Annotated in this window: 28 protein-coding genes; 13 read left to right on the forward strand and 15 right to left on the reverse strand. The window is 45.4% G+C overall.

Annotated elements, in window-relative coordinates:
* Positions 1-29: 29 nt before the first annotated feature.
* Both FOT42_RS01450 and FOT42_RS01455 read right to left on the reverse strand, forming a co-directional pair.
* Positions 30-296: a hypothetical protein gene (locus tag FOT42_RS01450; RefSeq protein ID WP_151888792.1), complete on the reverse strand. Its 267-nt coding sequence runs from the start codon at positions 294-296 to the stop codon at positions 30-32.
* Positions 297-429: 133 nt separating this feature from the next.
* Entirely contained in the window at positions 430-1,914 is a 1,485-nt protein-coding gene (locus FOT42_RS01455; protein ID WP_151888793.1) for a S10 family peptidase, read from the reverse strand.
* 144 nt (positions 1,915-2,058) lie between these two features.
* On the opposite strand from FOT42_RS01455, the gene FOT42_RS01460 reads away from it, so the two are divergent.
* Positions 2,059-3,198 (forward strand): Gfo/Idh/MocA family protein, encoded by a 1,140-nt coding sequence (locus FOT42_RS01460; RefSeq protein ID WP_151888794.1) that lies wholly within the window; start codon positions 2,059-2,061, stop codon positions 3,196-3,198.
* Between the two features lie 158 nt (positions 3,199-3,356).
* Positions 3,357-4,172: a hypothetical protein gene (locus tag FOT42_RS01465; RefSeq protein WP_151888795.1), complete on the forward strand. Its 816-nt coding sequence runs from the start codon at positions 3,357-3,359 to the stop codon at positions 4,170-4,172.
* A 69-nt stretch (positions 4,173-4,241) separates the two neighbouring features.
* Here the strand turns inward: FOT42_RS01465 and FOT42_RS01470 are convergent, their stop codons facing one another.
* Positions 4,242-5,006, reverse strand: a complete 765-nt coding sequence (locus FOT42_RS01470; protein WP_151888796.1) for a TIGR02757 family protein — start codon at positions 5,004-5,006, stop codon at positions 4,242-4,244.
* A gap of 1 nt (position 5,007) precedes the next feature.
* A complete protein-coding gene (locus tag FOT42_RS01475; RefSeq protein WP_151888797.1) occupies positions 5,008-5,676 on the reverse strand; it encodes an ABC transporter ATP-binding protein in 669 nt (222 codons plus the stop codon).
* A gap of 159 nt (positions 5,677-5,835) precedes the next feature.
* Between FOT42_RS01475 and msrA the strand changes: the two genes are divergently transcribed.
* Genes msrA through FOT42_RS01490 form a run of 3 tightly spaced genes read left to right on the forward strand, consistent with a single transcriptional unit; the run spans position 5,836 to position 7,316 of the window.
* Positions 5,836-6,387 carry a peptide-methionine (S)-S-oxide reductase MsrA gene (gene msrA / locus FOT42_RS01480; RefSeq protein ID WP_151888798.1) on the forward strand — a complete coding sequence of 184 codons (552 nt, stop codon included), beginning with the start codon at positions 5,836-5,838 and terminating at the stop codon, positions 6,385-6,387.
* Positions 6,387-6,986 (forward strand): GTP cyclohydrolase I FolE, encoded by a 600-nt coding sequence (gene folE, locus FOT42_RS01485; protein WP_151888799.1) that lies wholly within the window; start codon positions 6,387-6,389, stop codon positions 6,984-6,986. Before msrA ends, folE begins: the two co-directional genes overlap by 1 nt.
* A 42-nt stretch (positions 6,987-7,028) precedes the next feature.
* Positions 7,029-7,316, forward strand: a complete 288-nt coding sequence (locus FOT42_RS01490) for a hypothetical protein (RefSeq protein ID WP_151888800.1) — start codon at positions 7,029-7,031, stop codon at positions 7,314-7,316.
* Positions 7,317-7,364: 48 nt separating this feature from the next.
* On the opposite strand, the gene FOT42_RS01495 is transcribed toward FOT42_RS01490, so the two are convergent.
* The 9 genes from FOT42_RS01495 to FOT42_RS01535 all read right to left on the reverse strand — a co-directional run bounded on the left by FOT42_RS01495 (position 7,365) and on the right by FOT42_RS01535 (position 15,720).
* The gene (locus FOT42_RS01495) at positions 7,365-7,919 is read right to left on the reverse strand and encodes a type 1 periplasmic binding fold superfamily protein (protein WP_151888801.1); all 555 of its coding nucleotides are present in this window, start codon (positions 7,917-7,919) and stop codon (positions 7,365-7,367) included.
* Positions 7,920-7,934: 15 nt separating this feature from the next.
* The gene (locus FOT42_RS01500; protein ID WP_151888802.1) at positions 7,935-10,325 is read right to left on the reverse strand and encodes a TonB-dependent receptor; all 2,391 of its coding nucleotides are present in this window, start codon (positions 10,323-10,325) and stop codon (positions 7,935-7,937) included.
* Between the two features lie 93 nt (positions 10,326-10,418).
* Positions 10,419-10,754, reverse strand: a complete 336-nt coding sequence (locus FOT42_RS18250) for a hypothetical protein (protein ID WP_151888803.1) — start codon at positions 10,752-10,754, stop codon at positions 10,419-10,421.
* Positions 10,755-10,806: 52 nt separating this feature from the next.
* Positions 10,807-11,322 (reverse strand): DUF6787 family protein, encoded by a 516-nt coding sequence (locus tag FOT42_RS01510; RefSeq protein ID WP_151888804.1) that lies wholly within the window; start codon positions 11,320-11,322, stop codon positions 10,807-10,809.
* 32 nt (positions 11,323-11,354) lie between these two features.
* On the reverse strand, positions 11,355-11,813 hold the full coding sequence (locus FOT42_RS01515; RefSeq protein ID WP_151888805.1) for a DUF6146 family protein: 459 nt from the start codon (positions 11,811-11,813) through the stop codon (positions 11,355-11,357).
* 67 nt (positions 11,814-11,880) lie between these two features.
* Positions 11,881-12,522: a DUF937 domain-containing protein gene (locus FOT42_RS01520; RefSeq protein ID WP_151888806.1), complete on the reverse strand. Its 642-nt coding sequence runs from the start codon at positions 12,520-12,522 to the stop codon at positions 11,881-11,883.
* Positions 12,523-12,600: 78 nt separating this feature from the next.
* Positions 12,601-13,551 carry a D-2-hydroxyacid dehydrogenase gene (locus FOT42_RS01525; protein WP_151889309.1) on the reverse strand — a complete coding sequence of 317 codons (951 nt, stop codon included), beginning with the start codon at positions 13,549-13,551 and terminating at the stop codon, positions 12,601-12,603.
* Between the two features lie 7 nt (positions 13,552-13,558).
* Positions 13,559-14,623: a 3-phosphoserine/phosphohydroxythreonine transaminase gene (gene serC / locus FOT42_RS01530; protein WP_151888807.1), complete on the reverse strand. Its 1,065-nt coding sequence runs from the start codon at positions 14,621-14,623 to the stop codon at positions 13,559-13,561.
* A gap of 71 nt (positions 14,624-14,694) precedes the next feature.
* The gene (locus FOT42_RS01535) at positions 14,695-15,720 is read right to left on the reverse strand and encodes an acyl-CoA reductase (RefSeq protein WP_226789767.1); all 1,026 of its coding nucleotides are present in this window, start codon (positions 15,718-15,720) and stop codon (positions 14,695-14,697) included.
* 97 nt (positions 15,721-15,817) lie between these two features.
* On the opposite strand from FOT42_RS01535, the gene FOT42_RS01540 reads away from it, so the two are divergent.
* The 7 genes from FOT42_RS01540 (at position 15,818) to FOT42_RS01565 (ending at position 24,118) form a co-directional block, all read left to right on the forward strand.
* Positions 15,818-16,171, forward strand: a complete 354-nt coding sequence (locus FOT42_RS01540; protein WP_151888809.1) for a 4Fe-4S dicluster domain-containing protein — start codon at positions 15,818-15,820, stop codon at positions 16,169-16,171.
* Between the two features lie 49 nt (positions 16,172-16,220).
* The gene (locus FOT42_RS18385) at positions 16,221-16,349 is read left to right on the forward strand and encodes a hypothetical protein (protein ID WP_262884001.1); all 129 of its coding nucleotides are present in this window, start codon (positions 16,221-16,223) and stop codon (positions 16,347-16,349) included.
* Between the two features lie 57 nt (positions 16,350-16,406).
* The gene (gene ychF / locus FOT42_RS01545) at positions 16,407-17,501 is read left to right on the forward strand and encodes a redox-regulated ATPase YchF (RefSeq protein ID WP_151888810.1); all 1,095 of its coding nucleotides are present in this window, start codon (positions 16,407-16,409) and stop codon (positions 17,499-17,501) included.
* A gap of 67 nt (positions 17,502-17,568) precedes the next feature.
* The gene (locus FOT42_RS01550) at positions 17,569-18,471 is read left to right on the forward strand and encodes a DMT family transporter (protein ID WP_151888811.1); all 903 of its coding nucleotides are present in this window, start codon (positions 17,569-17,571) and stop codon (positions 18,469-18,471) included.
* Between the two features lie 107 nt (positions 18,472-18,578).
* Complete coding sequence (locus FOT42_RS01555; protein WP_151888812.1) at positions 18,579-20,438, forward strand: DNA topoisomerase IV subunit B; 1,860 nt, start codon at positions 18,579-18,581, stop codon at positions 20,436-20,438.
* A gap of 25 nt (positions 20,439-20,463) precedes the next feature.
* The gene (locus FOT42_RS01560; protein WP_151888813.1) at positions 20,464-23,091 is read left to right on the forward strand and encodes a DNA gyrase/topoisomerase IV subunit A; all 2,628 of its coding nucleotides are present in this window, start codon (positions 20,464-20,466) and stop codon (positions 23,089-23,091) included.
* A 70-nt stretch (positions 23,092-23,161) separates the two neighbouring features.
* Entirely contained in the window at positions 23,162-24,118 is a 957-nt protein-coding gene (locus FOT42_RS01565; RefSeq protein ID WP_151888814.1) for a sterol desaturase family protein, read from the forward strand.
* Positions 24,119-24,131: 13 nt separating this feature from the next.
* On the opposite strand, the gene FOT42_RS01570 is transcribed toward FOT42_RS01565, so the two are convergent.
* Both FOT42_RS01570 and FOT42_RS01575 read right to left on the reverse strand, forming a co-directional pair.
* Positions 24,132-24,509, reverse strand: a complete 378-nt coding sequence (locus tag FOT42_RS01570; protein ID WP_151888815.1) for a DNA topoisomerase IV — start codon at positions 24,507-24,509, stop codon at positions 24,132-24,134.
* A gap of 31 nt (positions 24,510-24,540) precedes the next feature.
* On the reverse strand, positions 24,541-24,936 hold the full coding sequence (locus FOT42_RS01575) for a helix-turn-helix domain-containing protein (RefSeq protein WP_151888816.1): 396 nt from the start codon (positions 24,934-24,936) through the stop codon (positions 24,541-24,543).
* Between the two features lie 280 nt (positions 24,937-25,216).
* On the opposite strand from FOT42_RS01575, the gene FOT42_RS01580 reads away from it, so the two are divergent.
* Positions 25,217-26,320, forward strand: coding sequence for a M14 family metallopeptidase (locus FOT42_RS01580; RefSeq protein WP_151888817.1), 1,104 nt, complete (start codon positions 25,217-25,219; stop codon positions 26,318-26,320).
* The last annotated feature ends 92 nt before the right edge of the window (positions 26,321-26,412 follow it).

Genomic DNA, 26,412 nt, shown 5'->3' on the forward strand with positions numbered 1-26,412 from the left:
TTTGTTTTTTGTTAAAAATAGAAAACAATTTAGGATAGAAGGAGATAGATGCCCAAAATAATCAACACTGTCATCAAAAATGAAACCACCTGGATTTTTAGGTTCCGCTGCTTTTGAAGTTGCATATCCTTTTGGACCCTAAGGATATCTTTGGGAGAGGATTTCTTAAAACTGAGGAAAGTGGAGTTCTTTTTTCCAAAAACATCATCCACGGACTTGAACTTTCTTTTTTTAAGAAGTTTTCTGTTTTCCTTTACACTGTTGACGGCATGCATCATGCTTCCTTCTCCTCCCATAGCGATATGTTTTTTGCATTGACACTTGCTATTTTGCTATAGAAGCAAGAATGTCAATATCTTAAAGATATAAAAAAACGATGATATGAAATTTTCACATCACCGTTCTTAGAATTTTAGTGTGATCTAACTATCAATACTTCGCACTTTTGCCATTGGCCTGTGTGCGTAGGATAAAGGCACGAATATCATCATTGGCGGTTTTGAGGTCCTCTTTTCTGAGGTACATCATGTGTCCGGAACGGTATCCTTTGAACTCGAACCTGTCCTTCATGCGTCCGCTGGGGTCCACTTGGGACATGGTATATTTTGCGGCAAAATAGGTACAGGCTCCGTCATAATAACCGGATTGCACCAATACGTTCAGGTATGGGTTCTGCGCCATCGCTTGGCGAAGGTTTTCACGAACATTGTCGTCATCATTGTTCCATGGGTGAACAGGTCCGAACATGTTATATTTGATGTCTGTCTTGAAACCCAACTCTTCCTGTAAATAATAGTTGATGGCGGGGGTGAAGCTATGCAACCATGAGGTCAGCTCGGGGGCATAATCTGGACGCGAACCGAAAAGTTGTTTGTCAAACCCTAGATAGCGGCTGTCCAAACGTCCAATAGTGTAGCCGCCTTCATCTTTCAAGAGATTTTTCCAGAAGAATTGCGTAGGCACATCCAGGTTGTGGTCCAAAATATCTTTTTCGTTCAAACCGGAGTAATAGGCCATTTTCTTTGCGATGGCGGTGCGTTCTGCATCGGGGATAAAACCTCCCTTGGCAATGGCGGGCAACAGCTCATTGATGGTAAAGGCTTCCGCCTCGGGCAAGATTTCCAATAAATCCTTGCTCTGCAATGCAGCAGGCAGTGCTTTGTGGTGCCATGCGGCGGCCGTAAAGTAGGGGAGGTTCAACGCACTGGAAACAGGGTCGTTGTCCCTAAAAACCTTATAATCCGCAGGCGACACCATGATCACCCCGTTCAGGTACATCCATTGCTGGTTCTGAAGCGCCAAGGATAGTCCCATCACCCGGGTACCGCCATAACTTTCCCCTACAATATATTTTGGGGATCTCCAGCGGTTGTTCCGGGTCACAAAGGTGTTCAGCCATTCGGCCAAATATTTGGTATCGGCATTGATGCCGAAGAATTTTTCGCGATCCACTTCCTTCCCAGTCTCGGGAATAGTGCGGGAATATCCGGTGTTGGCCGGGTTTACATAAACAATGTCGGTGACGTCCAACACGGAATAAGGGTTTTCCTTGGCTCCATAAGGCTGCACAGGATATCCTTCATCATCAATCTTCAGAATACGAGGACCTGTGTAGGCCAAGTGCATCCACACCGAACCTGAACCAGGCCCTCCATTGAAAGAAATCAACAAGGGGCGTGCGGCACGGTCCTTCACATCATTTTTGGTGTAGTAGGTGTAGTGCAACGCTGCAATGGGTTTTCCCAGTTCGTCCCAAACAGGCTGTGTTCCCGTTGTTGCGGTATAGTTGATACGTGTCCCGTTGATGGTCACGGCATGTTGCGTGGTCACTGTGGTGTCCACGGGCAATTTTCGTTCTTGGCCAAAAGAAACTGCGGCATAAAGGCATATGCCAAAGAGATAAAGTTTTTTCATTTTAATTTAGGTTGAATCATTACACGTTGCTAAAAATACATATTTTGAAACTTCCCGATTTGTTAAAAGATTCGTAAAAGAAACCGATAGTGCAGAATTAGGAGCTAATGTCTACCTTTAATACCATCACCAAAACCGCAACACATGAAAACCATTACCCGCCGAAATTTCAACACGGTCATCGCCAAAGGAATGGGGGGTGCCGCCCTACTTTCCGCTGCCCCGTTTGCCTGTGCCATGGGCACCAGTCAGGATAAAAAGAAACTGGGCATTGCCTTGGTGGGGCTCGGCAGTTACAGCACCTATCAACTGGCCCCTGCTTTGCAAGATACCCAACACTGCTATTTGGCGGGGATTGTAACAGGAACCCTTGAAAAGGAGAAGGCTTGGGCCGACAAGTATGGCATTCCCGCAAAAAACATCTATAACTACCAAAATTTCGATGACATCGCCAACAATGAGGACATAGACGTGGTTTACGTAGTGCTCCCCAACAGCATGCATGCCGAGTTCAGCATTCGTGCGGCGCAAGCCGGAAAGCATGTCATCTGTGAAAAACCCATGGGCATTAGTGTGGAGGAGTGCGATGCGATTATCGATGCATGTAAAAAGGCCGGTGTAAAACTAGGAATGGGCTACCGTTTGCATTCCGAACCCTATACGCAGCAAGTGAAGAAATTTGTAAAGGGGAAAACTTTTGGCGACATCCAATTTGTTTCTGCTGAAGCGGCCTATCGCTCCACGGGAAATCCGGACCAATGGCGATTGGACAAATCGCTATCGGGTGGCGGTGCATTGATGAACATGGGCGTCTACGCTGTGCAAAGTGCCATTTATGGCACGGGAGAAAATCCCATTTCCGTTTCGGCGCAGGAGTTCAGTACCCGTCCTGAGTATTTTAAGGACACGGACGAGACCATCATGGCCCAATTTGAGTTCCCGAGTGGTGCCGTCGGCAACATTTCCACCTCGCACAATTTCAACGCCAACAGCATGTATGTTTCCGGGACATCGGGTTGGTTCCAGCTTCAGCCTGCCAACAATTATGGCCCTCTGAGCGGACGCACTTCAAAGGATGACGAGATCAAATTTCCACATGAAAGCCAACAAAAATTGCAAATGGACGATTTTGCCAAGCATGTATTGTTCGGCGAACCCAACAAAGCTCCCGGGGACATGGGCAAACGCGATATGATGATCGTGGAGGCCATCTATGAGTCCATTTCCAAAGGAGGCCAAAAAATTCCTTTGGATTTTGCCCCTGGTTTTGGATTTGGTGGCTGATCAATCTATACTCAAAGTATATGGATTAAACCCTTTGTTCAACTTGTTGTCCTACTGTCGAACAGACACAAAAAACCATTCCACCTGGAAAAATAATGCTCCGAACATATACATTATGAGGAATTTAGCGTTATTTGCATCAACAAATCTTATCCATTATGAAAAAACTGATGATACCTACATTGGCCTTACTCTTGTTTGGTTGCGACAAAGAAGATGTGAAAAACGAGACCCCCTCAGATTCTGCCGTTGATGCTTTGGTGGAGTATGTAACGGTAAGCAAAATATTCCAAGATATAGGGAACAACAATGGCGATGCGATATTGACGGCTGAGAATGAGACAAACGCTTCACAGGCCAAATCCATTGAGACCACTTCTGAAAGCCTGCAGATTACCATATCCCCAGCCGATTTTGTCACATTCCCAAAAACCATCAATGTAAATTTTGGAACAGGGGTTCTCGGCAAGGACGGGGTCACCCGCAAAGGCAGTGTGACCATTGTTTCCACAAATTGGTACGGACAGCCCGATAGTGAACACACCGCCACGTTTACCGACTACTACCATAACGAGTACAAAGTGGAAGGAACGCATGTGGTCAAAAATTTGGGCGAAAATGGAGACGGGAATCTAGAGTACAGTGTGGTCATTGAAGATGGAAAAATCACCACACAGGCCGGAGCCGTAATCGAATATCAAGAAAATTCCACAAGGACATGGATAGCGGGCAGCGACACGCCTCTTTACATCTGGGATGATGAATATTTGTTGGAGGGTTCACAAAACGGGACCAGCTCAGCTGGTCTGGATTACACCTTGACCGTTGAGGACCCTTTACATTTTGTACTGTTCCCACGAAACATTGAAGCAGGTGTTTTGGATGTGGACATTGCTGATATCAAAGATATCAAGATCGATTACTCCAATTCCACCATCACGATTTTAGGGACAACCTATCCGTTTACCAAATAAGAAAAACAAGAATACAAAAAGACCTGCTGATAAATGTTGGCGGGTCTTTTCTTTTTAAAAAAGTATGGCTTAAAACTTCTCAAAAACCCCTAGGCCGAACAGGGCAAAATCATATTTTACAGGATCCGTAGCATCGAGCTTTCGCAAACTTTTGTCCAATTCCTGAAGGGCTTTGGCATCGTTCTGTTTGCGTTCGAGCAATTTCAGCTTCCGTGCCACATTGCCAGAATGCACATCCAAAGGACAGGAGAGTTTGGCGGGATCGATCCCTCTCCAAAGCCCAAAATCCACTCCGGTGCTGTTGTCACGTACCATCCATCGCAAAAACATATTGATGCGCTTTGCGGCAGAACCTTTATTGGGATCCGAAATATGTTTTGTGGTTCGCTGTTCATGTTCCAGTTCAAAGAACACTTCCTTAAAATGGAAAATGGCACCCTGCATGGAATCCACAGTTTGGTATTGGGTAAAAACATTTTCCAGGCCACCATGGTTTGTGTAGATATTTTTCAGACTGGTTACAAAGTAACCAAGGTCGAACCCATTAAAAGTACGGTGTACAAAAGGGACGAGTTTTTCAAGATCATTTTCGGAATGGTTCAGCACAAAGTCATAAGGTGCGTTGTCCAAAAGCCCCATCAATTTTGTGGCATTGTTGATGATGCTCTTCCGATTGCCCCACGCAATGGTAGCCGTTAAAAAACCACTGATTTCGATGTCTTCCTTTTTGGAAAATCGGTGTGGCACCTGAAGCGGGTCATCCTCCAAAAATTTGGGATGGTTGTATTCCTGCACTTTGGCATCCAAAAAATCCTTTAGGTCCGCTTTGGTCATATCAATTTTTGGAAACGATCAGACCATCCACCATGGTGAGCTTGCGGTCGGCCATATCCGCCAATTCAAGGTTATGGGTCACCAGAACAAAGGTCTGCCCAAATTCATCCCGAAGTTGAAAGAACAGTTTGTGCAGGTTGTCCGCACTTTCGGAGTCCAGGTTTCCACTGGGTTCGTCCGCAAACACCACAGAAGGATTGTTCATCAGGGATCGTGCCACGGCAACACGTTGCTGTTCACCCCCGGATAGGGCATTGGGCTTATGGTCGTAGCGATCTTTCAACCCCAAAAAATCCAACAGTTCCTTCGCACGTTTTTCAGCTTGCTCTTTTGGTGTTTTTTTGATAAAGGCAGGAATGCAGACATTTTCCAAGGCAGTGAATTCAGGCAACAATTGATGGAACTGAAAAATGAACCCGATATGCTCATTGCGGAATTGGGCCAGGTTCTTGTCATTCAATTGGTTCACGTCGGTATCATTGATCAACAACGTGCTTTCCCCTTTGTTGGTAGGGGAGTCCAAGGTCCCCAAAATCTGCAACAAAGTGGTTTTCCCCGCACCGGAAGCCCCCACAATGGAAACCACTTCCCCTTTTTGGATTTCAATATCGACCCCTTTCAACACCTTGAGGTCGCCATAACTTTTTTGGATATTTGTAGCCTTGATCATGAAAAACTGCTTCGCTGGGTGAAAGTAATGATTACTGCTGATTGGACAAAGATTACATTTTTATAAATAAAGTTTTTGGTTAGGATACCGACTAAGCCTAAAAACATTTTATTTCAAAATAGACAAAGAACAATCTATTTTGTTTAACTTTGACGAATAATGAGTGAACAAAAAAATGATTCAGTCGAGACCGCCATTTTTGCTGGCGGTTGTTTTTGGTGTACCGAAGCTGTTTTTCAACGACTCAACGGTGTAACAGCAATAGTTCCTGGCTACACTGGTGGAAACATTAAAAATCCGGCTTATCGGGAAATTTGTACGGGTAGGACGGGCCATGCCGAAGCCATCAAGATTACTTTTGATCCTTCCCAAGTTTCTTACACGGAACTTCTGGAGGTCTTTTTTGCCACGCATGACCCCACTACGCTGAACAGACAAGGGAACGATGTGGGAACGCAATACCGCAGCGAGATTTTTTATACGACCCAAGAGCAAAGGTATCTTGCGGAGGAATTCATTGCCCTTTTGGAAAAAGAAGGCATCTTTGCATCACCGATCGTGACCGCCATATCCGAAGAAAAACCGTTTTATTTGGCCGAGGAGGAACACCATAATTATTATAATGATCACAGGCAGCAGCTGTATTGTCAGTTCATCATCGACCCAAAGATCAAAAAACTGAATGCCCTATTATCACAAAAAAACACTTGATGGCACCATATAGAAACCTTGAAGAGTACAACATAGAGATTACCAATGAGGTGAAGGACCACTTCGCCAAGATCATGGACGACCTTGGGGAAGATGTGACCCGTGAAGGGTTGCTGAAAACGCCCGAGCGGGCTGCCAAAGCCATGCTTTTCTTGACGCAAGGTTACAAACAAGACGCCGAAGAAATCTTGAAGGGCGCCATGTTTGCCGAGAAATACGACGATATGGTGATCATTAAGGATATTGAGTTGTACTCCCTTTGCGAGCACCATATGTTGCCCTTCTTCGGGAAGGCCCATGTGGCCTACATTCCCAACGGACATATTGTTGGGCTGAGCAAGATTCCCCGTGTAGTGGATGTGTTTGCCCGTAGGCTCCAGGTACAGGAACGATTGACGCACGATATCTTGGAATGCATCAACAGCACATTGAAACCCAAAGGTGTTGCCGTGGTGATAGAGGCCTCGCACATGTGCATGATGATGCGTGGGGTCCAAAAACAGAACTCTGTGACCACAACCTCCGGTTTTAGGGGACAGTTTGAGAAAATAGAGACGCGCAACGAGTTCCTGAAACTGATCAGTGCCGATTTGTCCTAAACTTCATTTTTTCAATTCAAAGGGAATTCCTATTTTTCCTTTATGGCAGAAGAAAAAGACAACAAGTACCGCAACCTTCTTTTAGGGTTGCTGTTCGATGGCATCGGGATGATATCCTACGCCATCCCTGGAATAGGGGAGTTTTCCGATGTAATCTGGGCACCCGTGGCCGGATGGCTGATGACCCGATTGTACAAGGGCAGGGTGGGGCAGGCCGCCGGTCTCATCACCTTTGCCGAGGAGCTCATTCCCGGTTTGGATGTGATTCCCACCTTTACGCTCACTTGGATCTATACTTATCTGTTGAGCAAAAAGAAAAGCAGCAAGTAAATTCAATTACCTGCTGCTCCAATTGTATCATTAAAATATACAGTTGATTTATTCCACTGTCAACATAAATGTTTCAGTAAAATCTGTTTCACCACCCGCATCGGCCAAGGTTCCGTCATTTGGTTTTTTGGGCTCATGGCGCAAGGTTGCTGCCAATGTTGCATCTCCTGCAGCTCCGGTTACAAGGGTGAACTCCAAACCAACAGGATTGCCATCATCATCCTCATCATCATAGGTCACGCTTTCAATACTACCCGTGGTCACATAAAAGAATTGATGCTCTTCATCCTCTTCTTCAACTTCTTCGGTAATGTTCTCTGCTGGTGATTCCGTTTCGTTCAACAAAACAACAGACCCGCTATAAGTGGTGCTTGCTGCCAGGTTTCCAGATACCGTAATCTCGGGAGCGTTGGGGCCATCACCGTCCAAATCTTGGGATTGAAGGGTTATGGTTGTTCCGCCGCCATCGGGAACCAAAGAAATGGTCATGGTTGTGATGGTCTCTTCTTCGTTGATTACTTCAGGAGCGTCATCGTCACTTGAACAAGCCATGAAGGTTGTTCCTGCAAATGCCAAAAGCGATAGGATTTTAATTGTTTTCATGTTCATAGGAATTAATTAATAATTGAGTTTTAATTGTAGTATAAAATTTCGTCCCAAATCGTCGGCAAACAAGCGTTGACGGTTCAGGTAATCTCTATAACTGGTATTCAATAGGTTGTTGATTGTCAGTGAGGTGGTCAGTTTGGTCCTGTCGGAAATCGGGAACTCGATTTTGGACCTAAATCCCAATAAATGGTATGCCGCTGGTGGTGTATTGATTTCCAATACCACATCTTCTTGCTGTTCTGGCGAAAAAACAGTGATATTTTCGGGGGCTTCATTTTGGCGAAACACATATTGGCTCTCCAATGATGCCTCAAAACCGTTCCATTTTGGCCTTGAAAAAGTTATTGAATTCCTCAGATTGGCGGCAGGCATGTTGATAAGGGGCGTTTCGTTTTCCACATCCTGGCCCTTGACCAATGAAAATTTATGGTTCGTTGTCCACTGCTCCGTCCAATACGAATAGGCAGAAAAATCAATCCCCAACAACCGGGCATCGGTCTGTCGGTATTCCCATACAGGAAATGCACCCCTCACGGTATATTCCACACCCGTGGGCTCCAAAACGATGAAATTTTGAACCCAATTGGCATAGGGTTCAACAAGGATGCCCCAATTTGAAAAGTCTTTTTCAAATGTAGTGGTCACTTTATGTGAGGTTTCACTATCGTTTCTCAAATCCCCAAGTTCAATTCTGGCGGCAGAGTGGTGCAGTCCATCACTAAACAGCTCGGATGGATTGGGGCCGCGTTGGGCCAAAGCATAGTTGAACTTGATCGTAGAGCGATTGGAGGTGACATATTTACCGCCAATGGTTGCAGAAACGTTATGGAAATCCAGGACGGGATTCACCAATAGTTGCGTGCCCAGATCTTCTACGATGAAATCCTGAAACTCATCATCATACCCACGTTCTTCCCAACGTGAGGTCTGGTAATATTTTTGTGCGTTCACCCGATTGTAATCATATCGTAGGCCTACATCCACCAAAAACTGATTGCTGACCCTGTATTCCCCAATCAAAAAGCTTCCGAAATCAACTTTCTCATAGTCAGGGATCAAGCGGCGCACCCCGGTATCGGGATTGGCAAAATTATCTTGGTATCTCCCCATAAGGCCAACGAGTATGTTCAAATCATCTTTGGTGTCCCATTTGAAATCTGTGGACAATGTATGGGTGGTCAATTCCAGATCTATGGATGGCGTGTTGTCCCTTTCGCCTCTACGGATATCGTATTCAAATCTTCTATTGCTTTGAAAGTCATATTGAAGATTAAGTTTTCCCAATCCCTCAAAACGTTTGTAAAATTTAAGTTTTCCCAAATGATGGGTCACATCTTGTCTAGGGTTTTGTAGATTGTGGGTAAAGGGTCTTATAACTCCCGGTTCGCCACTATTAATGCTGCGTATCAAATCATCCACATTGCCAATATGCGATGCGCGCAAAATGGCGATTTCGGTGTTAAAATAGGAATACCTTGCATCCCATCCCCATGTAAATGTATGTTTGCCCAATTGTAGCGAGGCCGCTATTTCGCGTACCCCGGTATTGGACAATACATAATCCGGGGCTTCATGGTCACCCATTATTTTATAAGATCCCTGGGCTTTGACAAACCACCCGGAAGCATACGCCTTGGTCAACTCGGAAACAATATTTCCCCCTCTACCGTTCGATACGCCGTTCAAGATTGTTTTCCCATATAGGGTGTCCTTGGAGGGAATCCGAGCTTGTTCGGCCACGATCACCCCTCCAATGGCGTCACCTCCATATTGAAGCGCAGAGGCACCTTTGATCACGGATACGGAACCAGCGGAATTGATATCGATGGTCGGGGCATGTTCGGCCCCCCATTCCATGTCCTGCATCCGAACACCATCGTTCAATACCAATACACGGCTGCCGTTTAACCCATGAATGGCCGGTTTTACAATATTTGCGCCAGTGTTAAGGGTAGAGACCCCTCCGAGCTCTTTAAGGGCATCACCCAAGTTTCCTGCACTATAATTTTCCAAAGTGTTCAACGTGAGTGTTTCTTCTTGTGCGGAATTCGTCTTGTCCCTTAGAATGTTACCCACTACTTTGACTTCATCCAGCTCTTCCAGGTGATGCTCCAATTTTACATCTATTTTGGTGTCCCCATCGACCTGGATATCCATAAGTATGGTCCTACATTCGGGGTGGGACACCTCCAAGGTATAGCTTCCCGGGCAGAGATTCTCAATGCTGAAATTTCCCTTGGCGTCTGTTCGGCTCTCAAGCTTATTTTGAAAGATAAAAAGAGTGGCACCTTCGAGCGGTGTTTTGTTATGGTAATCGATCACCTGTCCCGACAATGTGTTTTTACACTGTTGGGAATGACCATAAAATGAAAATGCCAGAATGAATGCAATGCTGTACATTGCTTTGAATCTAAATACCAATGAGATGTAATTTTGTTGGAACTCCGTTATTCTCTCTAGAGAGAATGAAAATGATTATCGAAGAATCGGATTTTAGCAAGGTGGAGCGCGTAACGTGCGCATGACACCCTCCACGGGCTCAAAAATAAAAGCATATACTGTTGGAATATGCCCAATTTTAGGTGCATTCAATGCAGTATAGTGGAAAGCCGTATTGAAAAATATTTTATTGACAAGGGTAAAATCTTGAAAATCACAATCCAAGACAACATCGTGGATGTGATTGACACCTTGGGCAAGGCATTGCTTTTCTTGGTTATGCCCATGCAAAGCATGTCCTAATTTTATGAAGGAGGGTGCCAATATTGCCACCACCATCAATAGGGAACCTAATGTAAGTATACGCTTGTAAGGGTCAATACTCATCATCTAACAAAAGTAACCAAGGTACTTGCTCCTTATGTGTTAAAAAAAGCATAAACTATGGAAGCAGGAAGCCCAGACCCATTCGTCTGAGCATTTTTTTCTCAAATTCCCAAAAGAATCTGAACTGCCCGAAGAGCCATCCCACGATGACCAGGATGATTTTATAAATGGGAAGGATAAGGACAATCCGTGCGGTCCAATACAAAACGGGATGTGTCATTTCGCGCCCCAGACCCAACAATTCCACCAATGGCCCGGCCAATTTTCCAGATAGGGATCCGGTTATGGCAAAAACAATGAAAATGGCGATCATTTCCCACTTGTAGGTTACTTTCCATCTGTTCTCCAATTTTTTGAAGCACCATAGGAAAAAGCGGACCAAGCCAAAAGATATCATCGTGCAAAAAGCGATAAGAATGACCCATTCATAGCCACTGTTTTCCACACCAAACCATTTGGGGGAATTCCTGACAATAAGAAAAGCAGCTAAAACGGTCAGCATAATGCCAAGAACAGGGAAAAGTAACTGCCAGTTTTTCTGGATTTCCCAACGCTTTTTCAATTTTTCCATTGCCTAGAAATAGTTGGCACAAAAATAAGACATTAAATCCTAGGAAAGAAAGGGCCTAAACGTTGGTTGTATTTTCGTTGGAAATAGACAAAATAGTTGTAAAGCTTGTAGTTGACCTCATACCCATAATCGATATTGGGGTCGTAATTGATCTGCATTTCGTACAGATTCGGATTGTACATGGAGGGTTGCAAAACCCGTTGGTTCCAATTGGTGACCATAATGGCATTCCGGTTTTCCAGAAAACTCTGGGAATAATAGCCTTCTGGCCTTGCAATGGACTGCAGCCATGTGTAAAACCCGGGCTCAATGATGATGATCTCATATTCGGTCTCCTCATCCTTGATTTCCACAGGCTGTTCATCATCGGAATTGAATACGGCCTGTTCCTCATTCGAAACATCCACGGCCTGCTTCTGGGTTGTGCAGGACACTAAAAAAATGGCTGCAAGCAGAGCGCTCGACAAAAGTTTTAAATAGTTCTTTTCCATATCATTAATATACAAAAAAAGCCGTCTGAATCTTCAAACGGCCCTGTTAAATATCGTTAAGTGGGTCTTATTTCCCGAAAAGTCCGCCGAGCATACCACCCAATCCACTTTTCTTGGTATTTCCGCTGTTCAGTACCATTCCGGCCAAATCATCAATGACGCTGCCATCACCATCGGAATCCAAAAAAGTCTCGATAAGGGATTGCTGTTTTGTGGCCTTTTTGTTTCCCCCCATCAAACCACCCAAAAGACCATTGAGGCCATCAGGGCTGTTCACGTTTTGCTGACGGGTCTGTTTGCCCAGATAACCCAATAGGATAGGGGCGGCAATTTTCAATATTTGGGATATGGTTCCCGCATCCAGACCGGATTTACTGCTCAGGGCATTTTCCACTTGTGGCTGTTTGGATCCCAGCACATGGCCAAGTATGCCTGCACCATCGTTCACCACACTTTGGTCCACTCCGCCACCAAAAAGTCCGCCCAGATCGTTCAAAATGCTACCGTCATGTTTGGAAGACAGGGCATCCATCAGTCCCTGTGCGCCACCCGGTGTTGAAGCGTTTTTTTTCATGGCACCCATCAAAAGGGGCATGGCCATGCTCAGAACGTCCGCGGTCTTGCTCTCAGGTTGCCCCGTTTGGTTGGCAACTCCACTGATCATTTGTCTCCCCATGGGGCTGTTCAATAAATCCAATAATCCTGACATCTTTTCTTTACGTTAAGGTTAGAAGGACAATGTACAAAAAACTAGGTTTTGAAGTTCTAATCAGACAATAAAAAGCAGCTATTTTAGCAATTTGATTACCTGTTGGGCCAATTCTACACTTATGCGTTGCTGTGCCTCGACGGTAGAGGCGCCAATGTGCGGGGAAAGGGAAATTTTGGGATTCATCAAGATCTTGATCTCCGGCTTCGGTTCGGATTCGTACACATCCAGCCCGGCAAACGATAGGTGTCCATTGTCCAAGGCATCCACCAAGGCCACTTCGTCCAGCACGCCGCCCCGGGAAGTATTGATGATTCCTGTCCCATGTTTCATTTTTGCAAGCTCCTTTTTCCCGATGATGTATTTTTCCTGTGCGGGCACGTGGATGCTCACAAAATCGGATTGTTTCAGCACGACATCCAGATCCACCGCTTCCAGATTGAAATTTATGGATTGTCCGTCATAAAAAGAGACGTTCAACGTGACCTTGTCGGTATGGTGATCCGTGAAGAGGACCTTCATTCCCAATGCCAGGGCCATCTTTGCCGTAGCTTGTCCAATTTTGCCAAAACCAACAATACCCAACGTTTTGCCCCGCAGTTCAACTCCGCCTGCATAGCTTTTTTTCAATTGTTTGAACATGCTGTCCCCATCCAAGGGCATATTCCGGTTGGAATCGTGCAGGAACCGAACTCCGTTGAATAGGTGTCCGAATACCAGTTCAGCCACCGATTCCGAAGAGGCTTCAGGGGTGTTGATGACATGGATTCCCTTGGATTCGGCATGCTTCACATCAATATTGTCCATACCCACACCACCACGACCGATCAATTTCAGGCCAGGGCATGCATTTATGGTTTTCTTATCGACCTCCGTGGCACTACGGACCAAAAGACCGCTGATTCCGTTCTTATTGATAAAGTTGGCCAGTTGTTCTTGGGCAACATGCGTAAGGTTTACCTCAAAACCAGCTTTTTCAAGCAAAGAAATGCCTTCATTTGCCAACCCATCGTTGGCCAGTATTTTCATCATTATATTATCCTTTCTTTTCCAATTCGCTCATGATATCCACCAAGACCCCAACGCTTTCCATGGGCAGGGCATTGTACATGGAAGCCCTGTAACCGCCTACGGATCGGTGTCCATTGATCCCACTGATTCCAGCCTCTTTACACATGGTATCAAAAGTGTCCTTCAACGCATCGTCGGTAATGTTGAAGGTCGCGTTCATGAGGGAACGGTCTTCCTTGGCTGCATAACCGGAAAACACAGGGTTAAGGTCAATTTCCGAATAGATCAGGTTGGCCTTACGTTCATTGATCTCCTCAATGGCGGCGATCCCACCAAGGTCCTTGAGCCATTGCAGGGTAAGCATGGACACATAGACCGCAAAAACAGGAGGGGTGTTGAACATGCTCTCCTGCTTTACATGGATGGAATAATCCAGCATGGAGGGAATTTTTCGGGATACCTTGCCCAAAATATCTTCCTTCACCACCACCAAAGTGGCCCCGGCAGGACCCATGTTCTTTTGCGCTCCGGCATAGATCAGGTCAAATTTGGAAAAATCGAGCTGACGGGAAAAGATGTCCGAGCTCATATCGCAGACCAATGGCACATTGGTTTTGGGAAATTCCTTGATCTGTGTACCAAAAATAGTATTGTTGGAGGTCAGGTGTAGGTAATCTAGGTCCGACGGCACGGAATATCCCTTTGGGATATGGTTGAAATTTTGTTCCTGTGAGGAAGCGACTTCCACCACATCACCCAACAAACGGGCCTCTTTGATGGCTTTTTGGCTCCACGTTCCCGTGTTCACATAACCCGCTTTTTTGTCCAAAAGATTGTAGGCCGTCATCAAAAACTGCAGACTGGCCCCTCCATGTAGGAAGAGGGCTTGGTACCCTTTTCCCTCAAGACCCAATAGCTCCAATGCCAAGGAACGGGCCTTGTCCATTATGGCCACAAATTCCTTGCTGCGATGCGAGATCTCAATGAGTGAAAGACCGATGCCATCCAGTTCCAGAACGGCCTCGGATGCCTTTTGCATTACCTCTTTTGGCAAAATGCAAGGGCCTGCGCTAAAGTTGTGCTTTTTCATTTCCTTGGTTTAAGGGGTAAAGGTCTAAAAAAAACTTGGATCAAAAAACGAATCCGGTGGTTAGGGTTTCCTTAAAGTTTCAAAAGAAATTCCATGGTGTCCACACCATCGGCATAGTCTTGAAGTTTTGGCTTTTGGGTCTCGCCAAAACCGATGCCTCCTTTTTTGGAAACAATGCACTGGATCTGTTCTTCCTGTGCGTTCAATTCCTGTTCCAACGTTTCTTCCGCATCATAATATGCATAAAAAAGGACCGAAATAGGAGAGGCTTGTCCATCATCTTCCTTCAATATCAAAAAGCCATTGTCCAGGATCTTGAAATTGCTCATCAGATATACCGCCTTGTTGTAATCGTAATTGTTGGCATACTTGTGCTGGTCGACGATGTCCTTATATGAGAAAATGGCATTGAAAAAAGGTTCAAAATCATAGCCCTTCGGCACATAGATCTTGGACACGTTTCTGCAGCCCAGACCATAGTACCTAAAAATATCCTCTCCGAGAGCGGTAAGCTCCTCGGTAGATTCCTTTCCAGTCAATATGGCGACCGAGTTCCGGTTCTTTCGGATGATGTTCGGTTTTTTTCCGAAATAGTATTCAAAATAGCGGCTGGTATTGTTGCTCCCCGTGGCTATGACTACATCAAAACCTTCCATTTTTCCTTCCGTAAACTTAATTCGAGTGGCCAGCGAGGGTTCTTGTTGTATCAGATAATTTGAAAGATAGGGCAACAACACCTTATCGTTGGACGACAGTTTCGCCAATACGTTGTTCCCGGAAAGCAGCACGCACAAAAAATCGTGAAACCCGACCAGTGGGATGTTTCCTGCCATCACAATGCCCACCGTTTTCGGTGAAGATGTTTCCTTAATAGGGTAGTGGGACAGCCAATCCGTAAGGTTTTCTTCGGTCAACAAAGCACCCCATTGCGCCAGTGCATGCAGGATATTGTCTTTGGTGAACCAACCGTTCATCTGCCCGGCCCTTGTGACGACTTCGTTGAAATCCGCATCCAAATTTCCATCATTCGAATAACATTTTTCACAAAAATCCGTTAGGTGTTTTCCGAGTTTAACAAAAGCTTGGATGGTTTCCATATACGGTGTCATTATATTTGTACACTAAATTACTAGGGTTTATTTTTGTCAAAAGTAAGCATGCTGAAAAGAATCAACCCAAAAGGAAAGGAAAATTATGGCGATAATTATAACAGATGAATGCATAAACTGTGGTGCTTGTGAGCCAGAATGCCCAAACACTGCAATTTATGAGGGTGCGGACGAATGGAGGTACAGTGATGGCACTTCCCTCGAGGGAGATGTGGTCCTGCCCAATGGAAAAGCGGTGAACGCCGAAGAGGTGCAAGAGCCCGTCAGTGACGAAATATATTATATTGTTCCCGATAAATGCACAGAGTGCAAGGGTTTCCACGAGGAACCCCAATGTGCGGCGGTCTGCCCGGTGGATTGTTGTGTGCCCGATGAGGACCATGTGGAAAGCGAAGAAGTGTTGCTGGGCAAGCAGCGTTTTATGCACCCGAACGGATAAGCAATAAAAAACATGTAATTTAGCCCCGGACCTTAGTTCGGGGTTTTTTATGGAAGAAACAGAAAAAGAATACGGCGGAATATGGAAACAGGCAGGGTGCATCCTGTCCTTGGTGGCCATTCTGGGGATCATTGTCCTGTTCGGTATAGGCATCTATCTTTTACTGAAAGGATTTTAAGTCCCTATACCAAAACTTCAACTTATATTTGCAGCCTCAAAAATAGAATAGTATCCAATGAAAGCCGGTATTGTAGGATTGCCCAACGTAGGAAAATCAACTTTGTTCAATTGTCTTTCCAATGCAAAGGCACAAAGTGCCAATTTCCCATTTTGTACCATTGAGCCCAATATTGGCGTGGTGAACGTGCCCGACCAGCGTTTGGAGAAACTGGAGGAGTTGGTCCACCCCGAGCGAGTGGTTCCTGCAACGGTAGAGATCGTGGACATTGCCGGATTGGTCAAAGGAGCCAGCAAGGGCGAAGGTTTGGGCAACCAGTTTTTGGGAAATATCCGCGAAACCAATGCCATCCTACATGTGTTGCGCTGTTTTGACAATGACAATATCGTTCACGTGGATGGTTCCGTAAACCCGATCCGTGACAAAGAGACCATCGATATGGAACTCCAACTCAAGGATCTGGAAAGTGTGGACAAAAAACTTGAAAAAGTAAAAAGGGCCGCCAAAACTGGGAACAAGGAAGCCCAAAAGGAAGAGGCGGTGCTCAATGCCATCAAACAAGGCCTGGAGTCTGGAACTTCGGTCCGTGCTATTGAAATCAGTGAAGAAGATCGTGACGAATACGTCAGCCCCATGCAATTGATCACCGACAAACCCGTCATGTACGTGTGCAATGTAGATGAAGGTTCAGCCACTACGGGCAATGCCTATGTGGAAAAGGTGAAGGAGGCCGTGGCCAATGAAAATGCCGAGGTCATCTTCCTGGCCGTAGGGACCGAAGCCGACATCACCGAGTTGGAAACCTACGAAGAGCGCCAGATGTTCTTGGAAGATTTGGGCCTTTCCGAGCCAGGTTCGGCCAAACTCATCCGTGGTGCCTATAAATTGTTGGATCTGGAAACTTATTTCACTGCTGGTGTAAAAGAAGTGAGAGCCTGGACCATTCCCGTTGGTGCCACTGCGCCCCAGGCCGCAGGGGTCATCCATACCGATTTTGAAAAAGGCTTCATCCGAGCCGAGGTCATTTCGTATGATGACTACATCAAATATGGTAGCGAATCCAAAGTAAAGGAAGCTGGCCGTATGCGGGTCGAAGGCAAGGAATACATTGTGAAAGATGGTGATATCATGCACTTTAGGTTCAATGTGTAAGCACTGACCGTTGTAATTCCACCCATTTCCATTCGCCAAAAATTTAGACCAAGCATAGCTTTGATGTATGTCAGTCAAAAGCTTGGGTATTTTCTATGGGATTTTTGGGGTGATTCTCTTTTCCTCCAAGGCCGTTATGGTCAAATTGGCCTACGAATACCATGTGGACACCTTGGACCTGCTCTTGTTTCGAATGCTCTTTTCACTTCCATTTTATCTTTACATTCTCTTTCTGATACGAAAGAAAAAACCATCTGTCGAAATCAAACCAAAGGATTATGCGTGGCTGTTCCTTTTCGGGTTTGTGGGCTATTACCTGGCCAGCTATTTTGATTTTTTGGGACTGAATTACATCAAGGCAGGGTTGGAACGGATCATACTGTTTGTATACCCCACCATTGTCGTATTTCTCTCTTGGCTATTTTTCAAACAGAAAATCACCAAAGTCCAGACCGTCGCCATTATTATCACCTACATTGGCGTGGTCATCACCTTTTGGAACGAATTGGACATCAGCGGTAACGGGGTGTTATGGGGAGGCTTTTTGGTATTGCTGAGTGCCATCACCTATGCTTCTTATTTGGTGGGCAGTGGTTGGCTGATCCCTAAATTTGGGATGTTGCGTTTTACGTGTTACGCCATGATTGTTTCAACCTTTTGCATTATGATCCATTACCTCATTGCAGGAAACTGGCAACTTTTGGAATATCCTTTACCGGTTTACTTATACGGCATTGCCATGGCCATTTTGGCGACTTTGGTCCCTTCTTTTCTGGTCTCGGCATCCATAGAACGCCTGGGAGCCTCCAATTTTTCCATCTTGGGAAGCTTAGGTCCGGTTTCCACCATACTTTTGGCTTTTGTATTTTTGAACGAAAGATTGACGTATGGTCAATTACTTGGAATGATGGTGGTGATTTTTGGGGTCACCTATCTCTCCATACAGCAAAAAAAGAAGGCCAAGGCTTGATGTATATTAACAATTGAAGGTTTTCATTGTTGATTACTTTCTTGGTTCTTCGCCTTAATTTTTGCCCCTAAATTTTATATTAGCAAGGATTAACCCTTATTAGATTCATGGCAGAAACCCAGTATACAGAGGATAATATCCGTTCCCTGGATTGGAAGGAGCATATTCGTATGCGCCCCGGCATGTACATTGGTAAATTGGGCGATGGATCGTCCGCAGATGATGGCATCTACATATTGCTCAAAGAAGTGATAGACAACTGTATCGATGAATTTGTCATGGGTGCAGGAAAGACCATCGAGATCACCATAAAGGACAATTTGGTGAACGTGCGGGATTATGGACGGGGCATTCCTTTGGGCAAAGTGGTGGATGTGGTCTCCAAAATGAACACCGGGGGCAAATACGATACCCGTGCCTTTAAAAAATCTGTCGGATTGAACGGGGTAGGTACCAAGGCCGTAAACGCCCTATCTTCTTTTTTCAAGGTGGAATCCAATAGGGATGGGCAATCCAAGTCTGCGGAATTCAACATAGGAAACCTCGTCAACGAAGAGCTTTTGGATGAGACCTCCAGAAGAAGGGGCACCAAGATCAGCTTTACGCCGGACGATACCATTTTCAAAAATTACAAATATCGGAACGAGTATGTGGAACGCATGCTCAAAAATTACGTTTACCTCAATCCCGGGCTCACCATTATTTTCAATGGAGAAAAATATCAGTCCGAGAATGGGTTGAAGGACCTTTTGGAGGACAACAACAACGAGGACGACTTCCTCTACCCGATCATTCACCTGAAAGGGGAGGATATCGAAGTGGCCATGACCCACAGCAAGACCCAGTACAGCGAGGAGTACCATTCCTTTGTGAACGGGCAGCACACCACACAGGGCGGAACGCACCAAGCTGCTTTCAGGGAAGCCGTGGTAAAGACCATCCGCGATTTTTATGGCAAGAATTATGATGCTTCGGATATTCGAAAATCCATCATTTCCGCCATTTCCATTAAGGTGATGGAACCTGTTTTTGAAAGTCAGACCAAGACCAAACTGGGTTCCACCGACATGGGCGGTGACCTCCCCACGGTCCGCACCTACATCAACGACTTTTTGGGCACCTATCTGGATAACTACCTGCACAAGAATCAACAGACCGCTGAAGCACTTCAGCGAAAAATCGTCCAGGCAGAGCGGGAACGAAAGGAACTGTCCGGAATCCGGAAATTGGCTCGTGAACGCGCCAAAAAGGCCAGCCTGCACAACAAAAAATTACGCGATTGCCGTGTCCACCTTCAGGATATGAAAAGCGACCGACGATTGGAGAGCACCCTTTTCATCACCGAGGGCGATTCCGCATCCGGATCCATCACCAAATCAAGGGACGTGAACACCCAAGCCGTGTTCAGCCTTCGTGGTAAACCGTTGAATTCCTACGGGATGTCCAAAAAAATCGTCTATGAGAACGAGGAGTTCAACCTGCTACAGGCGGCCTTGAACATCGAGGAGTCCATGGAAGACCTGCGATACAACAATATCGTGATCGCTACCGATGCCGATGTGGACGGGATGCATATCCGTTTGTTATTGATCACGTTCTTTCTCCAATTCTTTCCGGAATTGATCAAGGAAAACCACCTCTACATTTTACAGACCCCACTTTTTAGGGTGAGGAACAAAAAAGAGACGATCTACTGCTACAGCGAAGAGGAGAAAAGGAATGCCATCACAAAATTGACCGGAAAACCAGAAATCACAAGGTTCAAGGGATTGGGTGAAATTTCTCCGGATGAGTTCAAGCATTTCATAGGTGACAATATCCGTCTGGAACCTGTAATGCTCGACAAGGCGATGAGCATTGACAATATGTTGGAGTTTTATATGGGAAAAAACACTCCGGACAGGCAGGAATTCATCATAAACAACCTTAAAGTAGAACTTGACCTGATTGAAGAAAACCAACTATAGAACAAATAAATGCACATCCTTCTAAATGGAAGAGAACGAAGAACTGAACGATGAAGGCCTAGGAAACCCCGACAATTCCCAGGACAGCTTGGTGAAGGTGACGGGCATGTACAAAGACTGGTTCTTGGACTATGCCTCCTATGTGATTTTGGAACGCGCCGTGCCCGCTATTGAGGATGGCTTCAAGCCGGTGCAGCGCAGGATCATGCATTCCCTCAAGGAACTGGATGATGGAAGGTATAACAAAGTGGCCAATGTCGTGGGCCACACCATGCAGTACCACCCCCATGGCGATGCCAGTATAGCCGATGCCATGGTGCAGATCGGCCAAAAAGACCTGCTGATCGACACCCAGGGAAACTGGGGAAATATCCTGACAGGAGATGGGGCGGCAGCACCCCGTTACATTGAGGCGAGGCTTTCCAAGTTTGCCTTGGAGGTCATTTACAGTCCCAAGATCACCGAATGGCAACTTTCTTACGATGGCAGAAAAAAGGAACCTGTCAACCTTCCCGTAAAATTTCCGTTGTTATTGGCCCAAGGGGCCGAGGGAATTGCCGTGGGGCTTTCCACCAAAATATTGCCCCACAATTTTGTGGAGTTGATCGATGCTTCCATCAAGCACTTGAAAGGGCAACGTTTTACCTTATATCCCGATTTTCCCACGGCGGGCATTATCGATGTGACCAACTACAACGAAGGATTGAGGGGTGGAAAGGTGCGCGTCCGGGCCAAAATCTCGACCTTGGATAAAAACACGTTGGTCATCAACGAGATACCCTACGGGACCAATACATCAAGTTTGATTGATTCCATCTTGAAGGCCAACGAAAAAGGTAAGATCAAGATCAAGAAAATAGAGGATAACACAGCGGCAGAAGTGGAAATACTGGTCCATCTGCCCCCAGGATTGTCCCCCGACAAGACCATTGATGCCCTCTACGCCTTTACGGCCTGCGAATCGTCCATATCACCATTGGGCTGTATCATCGAGGACAACAAACCTCTGTTCATTGGGGTCAAGGAAATGCTGGAACGCTCCACTGACAATACCGTGGAGTTGCTTAAAGCAGAACTTGAACTACAATTGGATGAACTGGAAGAACAGTGGCACTTTGCATCCCTCGAACGCATTTTTATCGAAAATAGGATCTACCGGGACATAGAAGAAGAGGAAACCTGGGAAGGTGTGATCGCTGCCATCGACAAAGGTCTGAAACCACATACCACACACCTAAAAAGGGCAGTGACCGAGGAAGACATTGTCCGGTTGACCGAGATCCGGATCAAACGGATTTCCAAATTCGATCTGGAAAAGGCCCAACAACTCATCGAGGGCCTCGAAGAAAAGATTGCGCAGACCAAACACCATTTGGCGCATTTGGTGGAGTTTGCGATCGATTACTTCAAGGAACTCAAGAAGAAATATGGTGATGGTAGGGAACGTAAATCAGAGATCAGGATCTTTGACGACATCGAGGCCACCAAAGTGGTCATCCGCAATACCAAACTCTATGTGAACCGGGAAGAGGGATTCATCGGAACTTCCTTGAAACGGGACGAATATGTGGCCGATTGTAGCGACATTGATGATGTCATTGTCTTTACTGAAAAAGGGGAGATGATGGTCACCAAAGTGGACTCCAAGGTCTTTGTGGGCAAAAATATCATCCATGTGGCCGTGTTCAAGAAAAAAGATAAGCGGACGGTGTACAACATGATCTACAAAGAGGGCAAGGGCGGCCCCAGCTACATCAAAAGGTTCAATGTCACCAGCATCACACGGGACAAAATGTACCCCTTGGCGGGCGAAAATGCCTCGTCCGAAGTGTTGTATTTTTCAGCAAACCCCAATGGCGAGGCCGAAGTGGTCACCGTGTTGCTGCGCCAGTCGGGCAGTATAAAAAAATTGAAATGGGACCTCGATTTCGCCGATGTGCTCATCAAAGGAAGGGCATCTAAGGGCAATTTGGTCACCAAATACCCGGTCAAGCGTATCGAACTGAAAGAAAAAGGCGTATCCACCCTTAAACCCAGAAAGATTTGGTTCGATGATATTGTCAGCCGGTTGAACGTGGACGGAAGAGGGGAACTGCTTGGAGAATTCAAGGGCGACGACCTGTTGCTGGTCATTGACCAAAAAGGCACAGTGAAGACCATACCGCCCGATTTGCTCACCCGTTTCAGCGACACCATGGTGGTCCTGGAAAAATGGAATCCCAACAAACCCATTTCCGTTGTGCATTACGAAGGGGAAAAAGAACGCTATTACCTCAAACGCTTTTTGGTGGAAAGCCCCAACAAGGAGGAACTGGTCATCTCGGAACATCCAAAATCCTTTATGGAACTGGTGACCACGGACTGGAGACCCGTTCTGGAGGTTGAATTTATAAAACCTCGTGGAAAAGATGCCAAGCCCAACCTCGAGATCAATGTGGAGGATTTTATATCGGTCAAAGGAATCAAGGCATTGGGGAACCAATTGACCACAGAAAAAGTGAAGAGCATCAACGTAATGGAGCCATTGCCTTTTGAGGAACCTGAGGAGATGCGGACAGAGGACATTGAAGTGGTAGATGAAGAGCGTCTAGACGATCCAGATGACGATATTGAAACAAATAATGACACTTCTGATCAAACCACTTTGTTTTGACGCTTTTTCTACCTATTTTGTCACAAGAGTTACATATACACATCTAAAACAGTTATCTTAAAACCTCTTTATGGATTTCACCAACCCGCTGGTTTACGGCGTACCCGTATTTATTGCCTTTATTTTACTGGAGTTGACATACAGCAAGGCACATGGGGACGACCACATTTACAATTGGAAAGATTTGGCCGCCAGCGGCTTTATGGGAGTAGGGTCCGCCATTTTGGGCCCACTGTTCAAAGTGGCCTTTGCCATAGTCCTGTTCGAAGGCGTCTACGAACTCTGCAACCCTGTGGTCAATGGGACAAGGACCAATTTTTTGGGCTACGAATCCTTTGGCTACGCTTGGTATATCTGGATCATCTGTCAACTTGCGGATGATTTCACCTATTATTGGTTCCACAGGGCCAACCACGAAATCCGCATCCTTTGGGCCGCACATATCGTGCATCACTCTTCGGACAACTTCAATTTGGGAACAGCAGTCAGGAACGGATGGTTCACCATTCTCTACAAACCGTTTTTCTATGCATGGTTGCCCGCCATAGGTTTTCCGCCCGAAATGGTAGTGGTCTGTTTGGGTATCGAAGCCTTGTGGCAGTTCCAGTTACATTCCGTTTATGTGCCCAAATTGGGCTTTTTGGAAAAGTTCATGAACACGCACACCATGCACCAGGTGCACCACGCACAGAATGTGGAATACTTGGACAAGAACCACGGTGGGTTTCTCAGCATTTTTGACAAAATGTTCGGTACGTGGAAAGAACTGGATGATGACATCGATGTGAAATATGGTGTGATCCATTCGCCGGACTCCTATAATCCGATGGTCATTTTGACCCATGAGTTCAAGGATATTTGGAACGATGTGAAAAAAGTGGACAAATTATCGCACAAGTTCATGTATGTTTTTGGCCCTCCAGGTTGGAGCCATGATGGCAGCACCCTTACCGTGAAACAGCAACAACGATTGTGCAAAAAACACAAGGAGGCCAACCCTGAACTTCTGTTCCAACGACCGAATTAGATCCGTTTAAATTTTATTGGATTTTGTGGGCAGTGCCCTTGAATTTCTTAGTGTCCCCAACCACGCCGTATTCGAATGTGTAAGAAGACTCGGTGGTGCTCAATATCTTGATGTGGATGGATTTCTCCTCAGCCTTGTTCTTTGGGTTCAAATTCTTTAGCACATATTCGCAATCATTGATCCATCGGATGGAGGAAGAGTCTTTTTTTCCCTCAAATTCATCCACTTCAATATCCAAAGTCCTATGAAAAGTGGTCATTTTTTCCTCCCCATTGATGGTTGCGGTAAAGATGAACCTGCCTGTTTTAAAATCGGTACAATTGCGTTGGGGAGCTTCTCCACATGCTAAAAGGAACAAAAGGACAAGTCCAGAAAAGAGATATTTTACCATAGCACAAAGAAACGGAAAGAACTCGAACGGGTCAATCTTTTTTGCCCTTGTAGGTTTGAAAAGTCCCGTCCTCAAACAACAGGACAATGGTATGCGGCGTATTGGGGACAATTTCCCTTACGGGTGGTGGCGGAACATCAACCGATTGACCCTCCACCTTTTTCTCAGGCACAGGAATTTTAGGGCTTTCCGGTTTTACATCTTTACTTTCAGGAAAGCTGCCCTCACCCTTTAGTAGCCAATACAGGTTTACTTCAGGGTAGGCGTTGACCAGTTTCATCACAAAATCCAGACTGGGTTTGTTCCTTCCGCTGAGCAAATGTGAAATGCTGGAACGCTGTACCCCGATCTCATCCGCAAAAGCAGAAACCGATAAGCCGTGGTGTGCGATCACAGTCTGAATCCGGGAAATTATTTCATCATCCACAAATGTAAATTTTCGTATTTCAAATGTACAAACCAGATTTCTAAAGTGAGAAATAAATCTTTGAATTATTTTCAAAGACTAAAACAAGTACATCATATAAATTGACACATATGACTGATATTTAAATAATTAGATGTTTTTTGATTTACATTGTTTACAAATGTGGTCAAATCAAGAATATCACTTACCAATAAGTACACATATGTAAATTTTTGAGATATTGAATAATTACAATTGTAAAATAATACATGATTATTTTTGTGGCCAAATAACATAAGAAGTGATTGACCATTCAGTATATAAAGAGCATTCCATAAGCGGCAGGTACATTACCCAAGAGATGTTGGAGGAAAGCTGCTTTTCCAAACTATCCGTTCCTTTGATGGAAATTGGAAATGCTGTCAGCGGCAAAACCCTATATGGCTTCTCCTTGGGGAAAGGCAGCAAAAAGATATTGATGTGGTCCCAAATGCACGGGAACGAGTCCACGACCACAAAAGCAGTTTGGGACATGGTCAACTTTCTACAATCTGATGAGGATGTCGCTGAACACATATTGAAGAAGTGCACGCTCATGATCGTACCCATGCTCAACCCTGACGGTGCCAAGGCTTACACCCGCGTGAACCAAAATGGGATTGACCTTAATAGGGACGCAAAGATGCTCACCCAACCAGAAAGTGTTGCATTGCGCCAACTGTTTGAGGAATTCCAACCTGACTTCTGTTTTAATCTCCACGACCAGCGAACCCTTTTTAGTGCAGGTGCAACGGACAAACCCGCCACGGCCTCCTTTTTATCGCCCGCCAGCAACGAAGCGCGGGAGGTGACCCCCACACGTGAGACGGCCATGAAGATCATTGTGGCCATGGATACCTTCCTCCAAAAGCTCATTCCAGGGCAGGTGGGGAGGTACGATGACGGTTTTAATGATAATTGCGTAGGCGATGCCTTCCAGATGACAGACACACCGACCATCTTGTTCGAGGCGGGGCATTTTCCAAAGGACTATGAAAGGGAAAGGACCCGGCATTTCATTTTTTATGCCCTTATCGAAGCACTGAAAACCATTGCCATGGATCTAGTGGAAAATTTCAGTCCAAAAGATTATTTCAAGATTCCCGAAAACGATAAACTTTTCTTTGATGTTCTGGTCAAGAATCCGAGCGTGCTGAACCCGGAATTGGGCGAAGAAATGGTCGGGATTCGATATAAGGAAGTACTGGAGGGTGAAAAAATCATTTTTGAACCTGAAATCATTGAAATGGGCACGCTTGAAGGATTTTACGGTCATGAAACAATAGAATGTATTGATTTAAAGGATTTTGGACTTGTGCCGGAGCACCATAAAATTGTTAATTTATTGCTCCAAATCAAAAATTAAGTAACTATCCACAAGGCTTTCTTGCATTTTATTTAAAAAAGAACCAATTTTATTACGTAAATTTCCTCAATTCACTAATTTTGCTGAAAATT

Origin of the sequence: Flagellimonas hadalis, assembly GCF_007785775.2 — a bacterium.
Classification (GTDB): domain Bacteria; phylum Bacteroidota; class Bacteroidia; order Flavobacteriales; family Flavobacteriaceae; genus Flagellimonas; species Flagellimonas hadalis.